Genomic DNA, 13844 nt, shown 5'->3' with positions numbered 1-13844 from the left:
GAAGGAATAGATGCAGCTTAAATTCAGAGGAAATCTGTCTTGCCATCGGGGTCCACTGAAAATCCCGCTTCCACCCGTCGCGAAAAATGCGCTGTAAACGCAAAAGTCTCTTGGCTACACTCTGTCATGGAAGGCCGTTTCTTTTTTCTGGTTGTAGTAACGTGTCGTTAACGCACTTATACCAGGGAAAGACGGCCTTTCCTATGCCCTTTTGCCGGCTTTTTGCCTTCCGCTATGCCCGCTATTGGTGAGATATCGGGGTTTTCGACCATCGGGCGAAGCTGCTTGACCTTTTGCTCCGCGATCTTCCCCTGCTCGGATTGGGGGTTCTGGCGGATCACATCGCTGTAGTAGATGAAGGCGGCCTTGTAGTTGCGGGTCTTCTCGTAAAAGGAGGCGATGCTGAAGCTTCCGAGAGTGGACCGCTTCTTGAGCAGCTCGAGATGCTCCCGGGCGGCGGCCACCTTGTCTCCCAAGGGGTAACGGATGATGTAATCTTCGAAGGCTTCCACCGCCTTTTCCCCGGCGCTCTGGTCGTAGGCTGTCGCCAAGGCCGACAGGTACCAAGTGTAGCCCAGCTGGTACTGCGCGTCGTCGGCCAGCTCCGAGTTCGGATACTTATCGAGAATCCGGCTGTAGGCCGCGATCGCCTCGCTGTACTTCTTCTCCTTGGTCCGCGCCAAGCCCAATTGAAACTCCGCGATCGGAGCCAGCCGGCCGTAGGGAGCCGCACGGATGATCGACTCGAAAATATCGACGGCGATCTTCATCGATGGACCGAACGGCACGCCCATCACCCGCTGGGGTTCTCCCGCCAGGTAGAGGTTGCCGATCGCCAGCTTCCGCTCGAGCGCCTGCTCGAAGAAGGAACTCGCCGGATATTTCTGGATCATCTTGTCGTAAGCCTTATTGGCCTTGAGGAAATCCCCCCGCTTTTCCAGGCATTCGGCGATCCGGAACTGCGCCTCCGGGGCGAAGAAGGAATAGGGCCAGCGGCGCACGAGCACCATGAACGCGCGCATGGCGTTGTCGTAGTCCTTCGCATCCAGAAATTTCTTGCCGAGCGCCAGCTGATCGCGCGAGCTCGACGCCGAGAGGCCGGCTCCCGTGCTTTCGTCGGTCCAGCCCTCTCCGGGCCTCCAGACGAGCGGAGCATAGAGCCGCGCGGGCAGGAGCGCGATCAGAAGCAGAGGCAAGAGGAGCCGCCGAATAAGCACCGTGACCCGCTAGGTTAGCCGCTCGGCCTCTACTGGTCAAGGGGTCGGCCGGGCATAGCGGCTCCCTGACGGAGCGGCGGCCGGCGGAGTGGGCGGGCTTGAGCCGGGCAGCGCTTGGCCCGGCCGAGGACGGAAAGCGCATGATCGCAAGCCTGGAGCCGGAGCGGATTGCGAGCACCCTCGGGCCAGGTGCCAAATCTTTCTTCGCCTTGCCTTTCGCGGAGAGCGACGCTCCGGACGCCCGTTTTGCCCGGGAGCCGCCGGCGCCCGCGACGGCTGAAATCGGGCCCGGTAGTGTCGATGGCAAATTCCAGGCGCTGCGCACCAACGGTCTGGGGCTCCGCCGGACACACGGGCCTGGCGAGGAGAAGGCCGTGCCGCGAGCAATAAGCCGCCGCCGTAGACGGCGTCCGCCGTATCGCGGAGTCCGGCGCGGATATGCGGGGCGCAGTGCGTTGCCGCAAAGGTCCGGGCGCGACCGGTTGCCTGCGCCGCCCGGAAAGAGCGCGACCGCAACGGGACGCGCCGCCGTGAGGAAGTCGTATCGAGCTTGTTGGACAAACCTGGAACGCTTGTTTATGGATTGCATCATCCTTGTAACAGCAGGAGAGAGTTGACGCGCGGCGGCCGAGCCGCCCCGGACCGGCCGCGAAGTCGGTTGCTGTCGCGCCGCCGGCGCATGGATCGGTCAGATCTTCTCGATCGGATGCTTCGATGCGGCTGACGACATTTTCCGATTACGCGCTCCGGGTGCTGATGCATGCCTCCGCCGAAGGCCAGCGTCTTTATTACCATCGAGGAGACGGCGAAGGCCTACAACGTTTCGCGCGCCCATCTGATGAAGGTGGTCAACATCCTGACGCGGTTGGGCTACCTCAAAGGCGTGCGCGGACGTTCCGGCGGTTTCACCCTGGCAAAGCCGCCCGGGGCCATCCATCTCGGCGCCGTCATACGCGCGACCGAGCCGGACTTTGCCTTGGTCGAATGCTTCGCCGCCGGCAATCGGTGCGTCATCACCAAGCGCTGCCGCCTGCCCGAGGTGCTGAATGAAGCGCTCAACAACTTTGTTCGCACGCTGGATCGGTATACTCTGGCCGATCTCATGCTCGAGAGGCGGGATTTTATCCCGCCGAAAGGGCCGATCGAGGAGAAGCGCGGACCCGATTTTTCGGTGACGGACGGGAAGAAGTAGCCTCCGGCGCTCTGTGCAGCGATCGGGAACCGGGCGAGGGACGCGGGGTCTGTTCGCGCGGTCGGGCAAAGAGAAAGAGCCGACCCTTGGGGAGGCGCGCTTCCATGCCGGCGGGGATCTCGGCGGCGGATCAGGCCGCAGGCGGTCGGTCCGGCGCGAGTCGGAGCGGGCGGATCGGCGGAAGGAGGAGCCACCCGAGCCACCTCTACGGCGAACCCTTCGGCGGACTCCTCGATCCCTGCCGGACGCCGGAAAGCGAGCCGGCGCGCCTCCGGACCGGAAGGCCCTGCGGACGGCGGGGCGGCCTTCTGCGCCTTCCGGGCGCCCTTCCGGAAATGCCGTTTTCCGCGAGCCGTTGACGGTGCAAAGCCGCCTCGCTCCGCCATTTCTTACAAATTTCGCAGCCGCGAAGCCGGAAATGGGTTCAGGCGTTTTTTCTGCTGACGCCGGCCGAAATCGGAGCGAAGATGTGCTGAGAATTGCTGGGCGAAGACGGCTTTCCCGGCGAATCGAGACGGCTGTCGATGCACGAGCTCTCTCTCTGCCGGTCGATCCTCGGGATTCTCCAAGAGCAGGCCGAGCGCCACCGCTACCGGAGGGTCCTCCGGGTGGAGGTCCGCGTGGGGCCGCGGGCGATGGTGGAGCCGGAGGCGATGATCTTCTCCTTCGGGGTCGCCGCGCGCGGAACCTTGGCCGAGGGAGCGCTTCTCGAGATCCATCCGGTTGCGGCCCGGGCGGTCTGCCTTGATTGCGGATGCGAGGGCCGGGTGGCGAAGCTTGCGCAACCCTGCCGGCAGTGCGGAAGCTATCGATTGTTGGTTAAGGAGGACATCGGGCTCCGCCTGGGGGAGATCGTGGTGGATTGAACCGGCGGTGCTTGCGGCGGCGGGAAGAAAGGGAAAACCATGTGTGCGACTTGCGGATGCGGCGGCGAAGGACACAAGCACGGATTCCCCCACGGACACGACCATCCCCATGAGTCGTCGGAGGGACGGAGGATCGATCTGGAGGCCGACCTGCTCGAGGCCAATGCGGCCTTCGCCCGCCGGAACCGGGAAGTCTTCCGCCGCGGCGGCATCTTCGCGGTCAACCTGATCTCGAGCCCCGGCTCCGGCAAGACGACCCTGCTCGCCCGGACGCTCGAGGCGCTTCGGGGGAGGATTCCCATGGCGGTCATCGAAGGCGATCAGCAGAGCGATCTCGACGCGGAGCGGATCCGCGCGACGGGTGTTCCCGCCCTGCAGATTCAGACCGGCAGGAGCTGTCACCTCGACGCCCACGCGGTGAGCCACGCGCTCGAAGAGCTGCCGCTGCCGTTCCGGGGGATTCTCTGGATCGAGAACGTCGGCAACCTGATTTGTCCCGCGCTCTTCGACCTGGGAGAAGGCAAGCGGGTGGTGATTCTTTCGGTCACCGAAGGGGAGGACAAGCCGCGGAAATATCCCGAGGCCTTTCACGGAGCCGATCTCCTGCTTCTTTCGAAGGCGGATCTCCTCCCCTACGTCAGTTTCTCCGTAAAAGAATGCACCGAGTTCGCCCACCGGCTGCGGCCGGGCCTCGACTCGCTCCTCCTTTCCGCTAAGACGGGAGAGGGGATGGAGGAATGGCTCCGCTGGGTGGAGGATGGGTGGCTTCGCGAGAAGGCGTTTTATCAGGCGGAGGAGGCGGCGGAGTAGGCGGGGGGGAGAGTGGACTTCTTGCTTGCAGCCGCTTTCGGGGCGGGGCTTCTTGCCGGGATCGTGCATGCGCTCACCGGGCCGGATCATTTGGCGGCGATCGCTCCTCTTTCGCTCGAGAGGCGTAGCGGCGCCTGGCGGATCGGGCTTTCCTGGGGGCTCGGGCACAGCGGCGGGGTCTGGGTCTTGAGCGTGCTCGCCTTGGGGCTGCGCGGCGCCGTCCCCACCGCGGTCCTCTCGCACTGGGGGGAGCGGCTCGTGGGAGCGGTGCTGGTGGCCATCGGCGTCTGGTCCTGCCGGCGCGCTCTCCGGAGCCGGATCGCTCTCCCCCTCTCCGCCCCGGGCGACTCCTTTTCTTTCCGCGCGGAGGCGGATCGGGCGGGCCGGACCCACCGCCATCCCGCCCCGCTCGGGATCGGGCTCCTTCACGGAGTGGCGGGAAGCCACCATTTCCTGGCCGCCCTTCCGGTGCTCGCCCTTCCGAACGGGGCGGCGGCTGCCGGATACATCGGCGGCTTCGGACTGGGGGCGATCCTTGGCATGGCCTTCTTTTCCTGGGTCCTGGGGAAATGGGTTTCCCGGCCGATCACGCCCGGAAGCCGGGGCTTTCGGGCCGCCCGCCTGGCGACCGGCGGGTTTGCAATCGGAATCGGGGTCTTCTGGCTCTGGACGGGAGGGATGTAGGGTGGGCCGGAGGGTGGAGGCGCGGCGGATCCACCTGGAGGGAAAGGTGCAGGGGTGGGGTTCCGGCCCTTTGTTTACCGGCTGGCGCGTGCGTCGGGGCTGGCCGGCTGGGTGACCAACGGTGCCGACGGGGTCCACATCCAGGTGGAGGGGGAGGCGGAGGCGCTGGAGCGCTTCTGCGCGGCCCTGGTCCGGGACTATCCCCCCATCGCGTCGGTGACCGGCGTGGAGATCCGGGAGGTGTCGCCCGAGGCGAGCTCCGCCTTCGCGGTGCGGGAGAGCCGGCAAGGGGGCAGGGCGACGGTCCTGCTGCTTCCCGATCTCGACCTCTGCGAGCGTTGCCGGCGGGAGATGTCCGATCCCGAGAACCGCCGGTTTCGCTATCCCTTTATCACCTGCACCGATTGCGGTCCGCGCTACTCGATCATTCGCGCTCTCCCCTACGATCGCGAGCGGACCACGATGGACCGCTTCCGGATGTGCCCGGAATGCGCCCGTGAATACGGCGACCCCGCCGATCGGCGCTTCTACTCCCAAACCAATTCCTGCCCCGCCTGCGGGGTGAGGGTCACGCTGCTCGACCCGCAAGGACGGGTTGCGGCTTCCGGGAGCGGGGCGATCGAGGGAGCCGCCGACCGAATCGCTCGAGGCCAAATCGTCGCCCTCAAAGGAATCGGCGGATATCTCCTCCTGGTCGACGCGGAGAACGGGAAAGCCGTGGCCGAGCTGCGCCGGAGGAAGCACCGCCCGACCAAACCCCTGGCCCTGCTCTTCGCCGATCCCGACCGAATCCGGCAGGAGGTCCAACTTCGCCCGGAAGAAGAGCGGTGGCTGCTGCGCCGCGAGAAGCCGATCCTGATTCTGCAGCGGAGGAGTGGCCCGAGCCGGATCGCCCCCGGTGTCGCGCCGGGCGAGGATACCCTGGGGATCATGCTTCCCTCTGCACCGCTGCCCGCCCTGCTTCTCGACCGGCTCGGCGGCCCGGTCGTGGCGACGAGCGCCAATCTATCGGGATGCCCGATCTTGACGACCGAGGCGGAGATGCTCGGCCCGGCGGGCGGGGTCTCCGATGCGATCCTAAGCCACGACCGGGAAATCGCCACTCCGTTGGATGATTCGGTGGCCCGGCTTTCTCCTTTTTTCGGCCGTCCCATCCTCTTGCGCCGCGCCAGGGGATTCGCCCCGCTCTACCTGCCTCGGGGTTTCGCCGTCGATTCGGACGCGGCCGTTCTGGCGATGGGCGCGCAGCAGAAGGCGACCGTCTGCCTGGCGCATCAGGGGAACATCTATCTCTCTCAATACCTGGGGAATCTCGAGAGCTGGGAGGCCCAGGAGCATTTCCGCAGCGCGCTCGCCCATCTCCGGCGTCTTCTCTCCTTCGATCCGCAACGGATCGTGGTCGACCTCCACCCGGGATACGTCTCGAGCGAGGAGGGAGCGGCCATCGCCCGGGAACTGGGTCTCCCTTTGGAGAAGGTGCAGCACCACCGGGCCCATTTCTGGGCGGTGTTGGCGGAGAACTCCCTGCTCTGGGGACGGGAGCCGGTCCTGGGGGTTATCTGGGACGGGACCGGGCTCGGAGAGGACGGCGTGATTTGGGGAGGCGAGTTTTTTCTTTGGCGCGACGGCAGGATGGAGCGGGCGGCCCACTTCGAGGAGTTTCCGCTCCTTTTGGGCGAGAAGGCGATTCGGGAGCCGCGCCTTGCGGCGCTCGGCCTCTGGCGCTCCAGCGAAGCTATGGAAGGAGTGCTCGCCGCGAAGTTCCGTCCGGCCGAACGGTCCGTCTACCGTGATCTTCTGGAGCGGGGAAGCGCTTTGCGAACGACGAGCGTCGGCCGGCTCTTCGACGGGGTTGCGAGCCTCCTCGGCCTATGCGACCGGGCTTCCTATGAAGGAGAGGCGGCGGGGCGGCTCGAGACGCTGGCGGTCCGCCGCGCCCGATCGCTGGGAGGGATCAGGAAAGGGACGAAGCCCGGCACCCCCTATCCGCTGACGGTCTCCCCGGCGGGGACCGTGCGGCTGGAGGAGCTGCTGGCAGGGGTCGCCTGCGATCGGCAGCGCGGCGTGCCTCCGGAGGAGATCGCGTTCCGCTTCCATCTTTCCCTGGCCGAAGTTGCCGGGCGGGTCGCCGAGCGGACCGGCTGCCGGAGGATGGCGCTGGCCGGAGGGGTCTTCCAGAACGGGCTCCTGGTCGACCTGATCGACGCTTTGTGGGGCGATCGGTTTTCGGTCTATATTTGCCGGGAGCTTTCGCCGAACGACGAAAGCATCTCCTTCGGCCAGATGGTCGCTTCGGCCTGGGCGGCCGGCCGGCTTAGGGAGAGAAGCCCGACGTCTGCGGGCAGGGCGATGACGGGCGGAAAGGAAGGGGGCTAGCCGATGTGCTTGGCAATTCCTGGCGAACTGAAGGAGATCTATACCCCGTTTCCGGGCGGCTTCCGGATGGGAAAGGCGAGCTTCGGCGGGGTGGTCAAGGAGGTGAACCTCGAGCTCTTGCCGGAGGCGCGGGAGGGGGATTACGTCCTGGTCCATGTGGGGCTGGCGATCGCCCGGGTGGACGCGGAGGAAGCGGAAAAGACCTTCGCCCTGCTGCGGGAGATGGGAGAGGTTGAGGAGGTGGAAGAAGCAGCCCGGGCGCCGACAGACGGCGGAGACGACCGGGGGGGCCCGCCATGAAGCTGCTCTCCGAGTATCGGGATCCGGTGCTCGTCGGGCGGATCTTGGCCCGGATCGGCGAACGAGTCACCCGCCCTTGGCGGATCATGGAGGTCTGCGGCGGGCAGACGCACAACCTAGTCAAGTATGGGATCCTCTCGCTTCTGCCGAAGGAGATCACGCTCGTCCACGGACCGGGCTGCCCGGTCTGCGTCACTTCCCTTCGCCTGGTCGACCAAGCCGTGGAGCTCGCCGAGCGGGGGGTCGCCCTCTGCTCCTACGGGGACATGCTGCGGGTTCCCGGTTCGCGGAAGAGCCTGCGGGAAGCCAAGGCGTCCGGAGCGGATGTGCGCATGGTCTACTCTCCCTTGGAGGCCGTGCGGATGGCGCGGGAGAACCCTGCCAAGGAGTTTGTTTTCTTTGCGATCGGCTTCGAGACGACGGCTCCCGCCAACGGCCTTGCGGTCGTTCATGCGGCCCGGGAGGGCCTGCGCAACTTCTCGCTCCTTTCCGCCCATGTGCTCGTTCCGCCCGCGATGGAAGCGCTCTTGGCCGATCCCGACTGCCGGATCGACGGCTTCCTGGCCGCAGGCCACGTCTGCACCGTCATGGGATACGAGGAGTACGAGGAGCTGGCCGCGCGCCACCGGGTGCCGATCGTGGTCACGGGCTTCGAGCCGCTCGACCTGCTCGAGGGGATCCTCGAGCTGGTCGTCCTGTTGGAAGAGGGAAGGGCGACGGCGCAAAACGCCTATCGCCGGGTAGTCCGCCGGGAGGGGAATCCGGAGGCGCGGGCCCTGCTGGCGCGGGTGTTCGCCCGCGTCGATCGGGAGTGGAGGGGGATCGGCACGATCCCCGGGAGCGGGCTCGATCTACGCCCGGAGTGGAAGGCCTTCGACGCGCGCCTCAAGTTTGCGCTCGATTCCGGCGGAAGGGGGGCGGCAAGCGGCTGCCGGGCCGGGCTGATCCTCAAGGGGATTCTCAAGCCGCACCAGTGCCCGCTCTTCGGCAAGGAGTGCACCCCGATAACCCCCAAGGGGGCGCCCATGGTCTCCTCGGAGGGAGCCTGCGCCGCCTACTATCATTTCGCCGGGATCGGCTCGGGGGAGGGAGCCGGAAGCGCGGGCGGCGGCCAAACATGAATCCAGGCTTCTCCTGTCCGCTGCCGAAGCTCGACTTCTCCGAGATCCAGCTCGGCCACGGGAGCGGCGGGGTGTTGATGCAGAAGCTGCTCGAGCCCGTTTTCGGCTTGTTCGGCAGTCCTGAGCTTGCCGAAAGGCATGACGGGGCGGTGGTGGCCGCGGGGGGCCGCATCGCGATGACGACCGACAGCTTCGTCGTTTCTCCCCTCTTCTTCCCCGGAGGAGACATCGGCAGGCTCGCCGTCCACGGGACGGTCAACGACCTGGCGATGTGCGGCGCCCGGCCCCGTTATCTGGCCTTGGGATTGATCTTGGAGGAGGGGCTTCCGGTCGCGGACCTCTGGAAGGTTCTCTGCTCGATTCGGCAGGCCGCCGCCGAATGTTCGGTGGCGATCGTGACCGGCGACACGAAGGTCGTCGAAAGGGGCAAGGGCGACGGGATCTTTCTGCACACGACCGGAATAGGGGATCTCCACCCCCGCGCCGCGATCTCGGCCGGGAGAATCCGGGAAGGCGACCGGATCCTTCTCAACGGGCCGGTGGGCGACCATGGCGCGGCGATCCTCTCGGTGCGGGAAGGCCTCTCCTTCGAATCGACGATCGCGAGCGACACCGCTCCCTTGCACGATGCGGTTCTCCGGCTGCTCGACCGGTTCGGGCCGCAGATCCACTTCCTGCGCGATGCCACCCGGGGGGGGCTGGCCACCGTCCTGGCGGAGGCGGCCCAGCAGAGCCACCGGGGGATCGAGGTCGACGAGGCGTCGATTCCGGTGGAGGATCCGGTCGCCTCGGCCTGCGAGATCCTGGGAATCGATCCGCTCTACGTGGCTTGCGAAGGGCGGTTCGCCGCCGTGGTCGCCTCCGGGGTCGCGGAGGAGGCGGTTGCCGAGCTCAGGAGGAACGGGTGGCCGCAGGCCGCCGTCATCGGGCGAGTCGTCGGAGAGCATCCGGGCAAGGCGCTCCTGCGGAGCGCGATCGGCGGGCGGTGCCCGCTCCCGCTCCTGCCGGGCGAGCAGCTGCCGCGGATCTGCTAGCAGCCTGTCGGCCTTAGCCCCGATTTCTCACCAATGGCAGGCATAGCGGAAGGCAAAAAATCCGGCAAAAGGGCATAGGAAAGGCCGTCTTTCCCTGGTATAAGTGCGTTAACAACACGTTACTACAACCAGGAAAAAGAAACGGCCTTCCCTGACAGAGTGTAGCCAAGAGACTTTTGCGTTTACAGATCATTTTTCGCGACGGGTGGAAGCGGGATTTACCGCGGGTCGGATCTCCAGCGATGGGGGCGCAATTCTGTTGCGGGAAGCGGATCGGAAGATCGGTTTGTTAAGACGGTTAGAGGGTTGCTTCGTGGATCGACGCCATCCGAAACGCATTGTGCATCGGGTACGGGAGATGCTTGCCCAGCGCATTTTCGGGATTGCGATGGGCTACGAAGACCTCGACGACCATGAGCAGTTGCGGACCGATCCGCTGGTTGCTCTCCTGAGCGGGAAAAGCGATCTGGAAGAGGATCTGGCGGGCAAGAGCACGCTCAACCGGCTGGAACTGGTGGGTCGAAGCGAGCGCTACCACAAGATCGACTACTCGGCCGAAGCGATCGACCGTCTTCTGGTCGATCTCTACCTCCAATCGCATCCCCAGCCCCCTGAGGAGGTGGTGCTCGATCTGGATGCGACCGACATCCCCCTTTACGGACATCAGCCGGAGCGCTTCTTCCATGGTTACTACGACTCCTACTGCTATTTGCCGCTCTACATCTTTGCTGGCGATCAACTCCTTGGCGTCCGGCTTCGGCCATCGAACCAGGATGCGTCGGCGGGCTCCCTTACGGAGGTGAGCCGGATCGTGGAACAACTCCGTACCCGTTGGCCCGGAGTCCGGATCGTGCTCCGGGCCGATTCGGGCTTCTGCCGGGAAGAGATCATGGCTTGGTGCGAAGCCAATCAAGTCGACTACCTCTTCGGCTTGGCGCGCAACGAGCGCTTGTGCCGGACCATTCAGGGGTCGATGGAGCAAGCCCGTCGTCTGCACGAGTCGAGTGGCAAGTCGGCCCGCTTCTTTACCGAGTTTGCCTACCGCACCTTGAGCAGCTGGTCGAGGGAGCGCCGGGTGGTCGCCAAAGCCGAGTACCTGGAAGCGCTGCGACGGCTCGGTCTGCGAGGAACGGACTGGGCCGAGGCCCAGGTCGACACCCTACGGCTCAAGCTCTTTAAGATCGGCACGCTGGTCCGCGTCAGCGTCCGCCGCGTCTTCCTCTCGATGAGCAGCGCCTATCCTTGGAAGAGCCTCTTTACTCACCTCTTCCGAGTGCTGCGTTGTTGAGCAGGTATCAAAACCCCACCTCTTCTCCTTCCGCAAAGCCTACGATCGGGCGGAGCCTTGCTCCACAAGCGGCTTTTTGCGCTTTGCAGCGCTCGCCTTAAGGCAAATCGAATGAAAATCTCACTCGATCCTGGCGGCCGGAACGGCTCGCAAGCGACTCGACCAGCACCTTTCTCGCGCGAAAGCTCGCACTGGTGAGAAATGGCGGTGGAGGAGCTGCTGGAAGGGGTCGCCTGTGATCGGCGGACGGCGCCTGCTCCCGCTACTGCCGGGCGAGCAGCTGCCGCGTATCTGCTAGTCGACCATCGGGCGGCCGGCTTGGGAGCCCTCGGCGCGCGTTTCCGGAAGCGGCCGCTTGCCGGATGGGGGCCAGAGATTCTGCGGAGAGGAAAAGAGCGCGATCGACCGACCGATCACAAGGACGACCACCGCGACGCTCCAAATGAGCACGTTGACCCCGGAGATCTTTTCGTCGAAGAGCGAGAGCATCAGCTCGCGCAAGACGAAAGCGGCCGCCGCCTCCAAGAGCACGTGGAGCCGGATCCGATCGAATTGGAAGTACTCGACGAAGGCGCGCAAGAGCTCGAGGAGCACGACAAGCGAGAGCGTTCTGGCGACCAGGTTGCGGAAGCTCCAGGCCGGGGCGGCTCCCACCAGCGTCGGAGCGAGCTCCCCGATGCTCCGGACGATCTCGATCCCCAGTCCGACCAGCAGCAGGAGGATGATCAGGTTGAAGGCGGCGGCGACCGCGATCCGGAAGAAGCGGAGAAGGGCCTTCTGCAGGAGGCCCCGGCCGAATTCGCAGCGGACAAGAGCGGTTTCCGGGCGTTCCATGAAAGGGGGCTGTTCGGCGGGGCAGGAAAACCAATACGGATAACCACGGGGAGGTCAAGCAGTCTTGGAGGCCTGCGGCCGACCCGCCCTGGCGAGGGAGGGAGAGGTCGTCAGCCAGCCGAGCGCGGCCCATTCCCGGAACCAGTCCCGGTAGCGCTCGGGCGCGAGATCGGGAAACCGGGCGGCCGTCCGCCGGCAGGCTTGAAAAAGAGAGATTCCCTTGGCGAAGGAGCGGAGCAGGGAAAAGGCCTCGCGCGGGAGGAGCTTGTGGTAGACGGTCGATCCCTGCCGGTGGACGACGATCCGCCGGGCTTCGGGACGGAGCGGGGTGGACCGGAAGGTCTCCCCGGGCTCCGGCCGATCGACCGGATAGCGCAGATGGAGGAGGTTCAGGTGGGGCTGCAGGAAAAGCCGAATCTCCGGAGAGCTCAATTCCTCCTTTTGCGGAAGCGGGGCTTCCGGGGCATGAAAGGCGGCGATCTTCGCCCACTCGAATCGCGCGAGGTCGAGCACCAGCCGCGGCGGGAAAGGAGCCGCCCAGCCGGGCTCTTCGCGGAGGAAGCGGGGAAGCCGGGAACCGAGCTCCGGGAGCATGGGAGAAGTGGGAGGATAGCGGAGAAGGTAGGCTTGCGCGGTCCGGCGGAAGCGCTCGGCTCCCAGCAGGCCCGCCAGGCCCGGATAGTCCTCGGACAAAGCCGAGAGGAGCCGGATCCAGTATTGTCGGCGGTAGATCTCGATCCGGTCGACGGGGGCGAGCTTGCCGGAGGATCGGACGAGCTGCGCCGCAAAGCCGACCGAACCCTCGTCCGGGCCGGAAGGGCGGGTAATGCAGGAGAAGAGAAGCCGCTGGAGCTCCCGGAGCTCCTCGAGGCTATCCGCGCTTGGCATGGACCGGGGCGAGGGAGGCGAGGAAGCGGTCGGCTTTGCGGGCTTCACGGTGGACTTCTTCAAAAGAGGGGATCCGATCGTCCCATTCGAGGAGGGTAGGGGTCCGTCCGAACTTGGCGATCGCCCGGCCGTAGAGCCGCCAGACCGGATCGGCCACCGGCCGGTCGTGGGTGTCGAGGAGGAGGCCGGCCTGGCGGCTGTGGCCTCCGATATGGATCTGCGCCACGCGATCGGCCGGAACGTTGTCGAGGTAGGTGCCGGGATCGAAGCCATGGTTCCGGCTTGCGACATAAACGTTGTTCACGTCGAGCAGGATCCCGCAATCGGCCAGCTCCGAAACCTCCCGGAGGAATTCCCATTCGGTCATAGTGGACGCTTTGAGCTCCATGTAGCTGCTGATGTTCTCCACGGAGACGGGAACCTCGAGGAAGTCCGCGGCTTGGCGGATCTTGGCCGCGGTGTGCCGAGCCGCGGCCATCGTAAACGGCATGGGGAGAAGGTCGTGGCTATACCGCCCATCGACGCTTCCCCAGCAGAGATGGTCCGAGAGCCAGGGCGTCTTCGTCCGGCGCACCAACGCCTTGAGCTTTCGAAGATGGTCGCGGTCGAGCGGGCCGGCGGAGCCAAAGTAGAGGCCGACGCCGTGGAGGACCACCCGGTACTGCTCGAGGATCCGGTCGAGCACCGCCCGCTGCCTCCCGCCTTCGGCCAGAAAATTTTCGGAGAGCAGCTCGAACCAGTCGACTACCGGCTTCTCCCGTAGAATGTGATCGTAATGGGGAAGGCGCAGCCCGATACCGATGCCGTATCCAGAGAACGCGTTGAATCGATTGCTGGGCAAGGGAGCCGGTTTAGAGAGAAGAAAGGCAGGCGAGCCAACCCGCCTGCCTAGAAGTGCCGAAATATCGAGAGACGATCAGGCCGGACGCCTACTGCTGCCCGCCCTGCTCACCCTCTTTGCTCTTTTTCTTCTTCGACTTCTTCTCCTTCTTCTCCTTCTTGCTGCTGCACTGCCCGCAGCTTCCTTTTTCCGACGTCATCTGGGAGTGCGCGCTTCCCGATTCCGTAGTAAGATCCGCCCCGCTGGCGCGTAGGGACGATCCGGCGAGCAATCCGGCGAAGGCGGCAGCCGTCAGGAGTGCTACGCTACGATGCTTCATTTCGTTTTCCTCCTTGCATGCAAGTTTGGGTGGACGACTTCCGGGCGTTTGCTACCGCTCGGGGCCGTTCCACA

14 protein-coding genes are annotated in these 13844 nt (G+C 65.5%); 9 read left to right on the top strand and 5 right to left on the bottom strand.

Annotated features, from left to right (window positions below; all coding sequences use genetic code 11):
- Positions 1-176: 176 nt before the first annotated feature.
- Complete coding sequence (gene bamD / locus MTHMO_RS06130; RefSeq protein ID WP_202213999.1) at positions 177-1217, bottom strand: outer membrane protein assembly factor BamD; 1041 nt, start codon at positions 1215-1217, stop codon at positions 177-179.
- 760 nt (positions 1218-1977) lie between these two features.
- On the opposite strand from bamD, the gene MTHMO_RS06125 reads away from it, so the two are divergent.
- The 9 genes from MTHMO_RS06125 to MTHMO_RS06085 all read left to right on the top strand — a co-directional run bounded on the left by MTHMO_RS06125 (position 1978) and on the right by MTHMO_RS06085 (position 10888).
- A complete protein-coding gene (locus MTHMO_RS06125; RefSeq protein ID WP_370568260.1) occupies positions 1978-2409 on the top strand; it encodes an Rrf2 family transcriptional regulator in 432 nt (143 codons plus the stop codon).
- Positions 2410-2933: 524 nt separating this feature from the next.
- A complete protein-coding gene (hypA, locus tag MTHMO_RS06120; protein ID WP_202213998.1) occupies positions 2934-3275 on the top strand; it encodes a hydrogenase maturation nickel metallochaperone HypA in 342 nt (113 codons plus the stop codon).
- A gap of 39 nt (positions 3276-3314) precedes the next feature.
- A complete protein-coding gene (hypB, locus tag MTHMO_RS06115) occupies positions 3315-4085 on the top strand; it encodes a hydrogenase nickel incorporation protein HypB (RefSeq protein WP_202213997.1) in 771 nt (256 codons plus the stop codon).
- Between the two features lie 12 nt (positions 4086-4097).
- The gene (locus MTHMO_RS06110) at positions 4098-4769 is read left to right on the top strand and encodes a nickel transporter (protein ID WP_202213996.1); all 672 of its coding nucleotides are present in this window, start codon (positions 4098-4100) and stop codon (positions 4767-4769) included.
- 54 nt (positions 4770-4823) lie between these two features.
- Positions 4824-7145, top strand: coding sequence for a carbamoyltransferase HypF (hypF, locus tag MTHMO_RS06105; protein WP_202213995.1), 2322 nt, complete (start codon positions 4824-4826; stop codon positions 7143-7145).
- 3 nt (positions 7146-7148) lie between these two features.
- Positions 7149-7445: a HypC/HybG/HupF family hydrogenase formation chaperone gene (locus MTHMO_RS06100; protein WP_202213994.1), complete on the top strand. Its 297-nt coding sequence runs from the start codon at positions 7149-7151 to the stop codon at positions 7443-7445.
- The gene (hypD, locus tag MTHMO_RS06095; RefSeq protein ID WP_202213993.1) at positions 7442-8566 is read left to right on the top strand and encodes a hydrogenase formation protein HypD; all 1125 of its coding nucleotides are present in this window, start codon (positions 7442-7444) and stop codon (positions 8564-8566) included. The genes MTHMO_RS06100 and hypD overlap by 4 nt, the downstream gene beginning before the upstream one ends.
- Positions 8563-9600: a hydrogenase expression/formation protein HypE gene (hypE, locus tag MTHMO_RS06090; protein ID WP_202213992.1), complete on the top strand. Its 1038-nt coding sequence runs from the start codon at positions 8563-8565 to the stop codon at positions 9598-9600. The genes hypD and hypE overlap by 4 nt, the downstream gene beginning before the upstream one ends.
- A gap of 151 nt (positions 9601-9751) precedes the next feature.
- Complete coding sequence (locus tag MTHMO_RS06085; RefSeq protein ID WP_202214866.1) at positions 9752-10888, top strand: IS1380 family transposase; 1137 nt, start codon at positions 9752-9754, stop codon at positions 10886-10888.
- A gap of 294 nt (positions 10889-11182) precedes the next feature.
- On the opposite strand, the gene MTHMO_RS06080 is transcribed toward MTHMO_RS06085, so the two are convergent.
- The 4 genes from MTHMO_RS06080 to MTHMO_RS06065 all read right to left on the bottom strand — a co-directional run bounded on the left by MTHMO_RS06080 (position 11183) and on the right by MTHMO_RS06065 (position 13770).
- Positions 11183-11722: a phosphate-starvation-inducible PsiE family protein gene (locus MTHMO_RS06080; RefSeq protein WP_202213991.1), complete on the bottom strand. Its 540-nt coding sequence runs from the start codon at positions 11720-11722 to the stop codon at positions 11183-11185.
- Between the two features lie 54 nt (positions 11723-11776).
- The gene (locus MTHMO_RS06075; protein WP_202213990.1) at positions 11777-12610 is read right to left on the bottom strand and encodes a putative DNA-binding domain-containing protein; all 834 of its coding nucleotides are present in this window, start codon (positions 12608-12610) and stop codon (positions 11777-11779) included.
- Positions 12594-13451: a DUF692 domain-containing protein gene (locus tag MTHMO_RS06070; RefSeq protein WP_202213989.1), complete on the bottom strand. Its 858-nt coding sequence runs from the start codon at positions 13449-13451 to the stop codon at positions 12594-12596. Before MTHMO_RS06070 ends, MTHMO_RS06075 begins: the two co-directional genes overlap by 17 nt.
- Positions 13452-13539: 88 nt before the next feature.
- On the bottom strand, positions 13540-13770 hold the full coding sequence (locus tag MTHMO_RS06065; protein ID WP_202213988.1) for a hypothetical protein: 231 nt from the start codon (positions 13768-13770) through the stop codon (positions 13540-13542).
- Positions 13771-13844 lie beyond the last annotated feature (74 nt).

This window comes from Methylacidimicrobium sp. AP8 (genome assembly GCF_903064525.1).
Taxonomy (GTDB): domain Bacteria; phylum Verrucomicrobiota; class Verrucomicrobiia; order Methylacidiphilales; family Methylacidiphilaceae; genus Methylacidimicrobium.
This window is presented reverse-complemented; position numbering and strand designations above follow the sequence as displayed.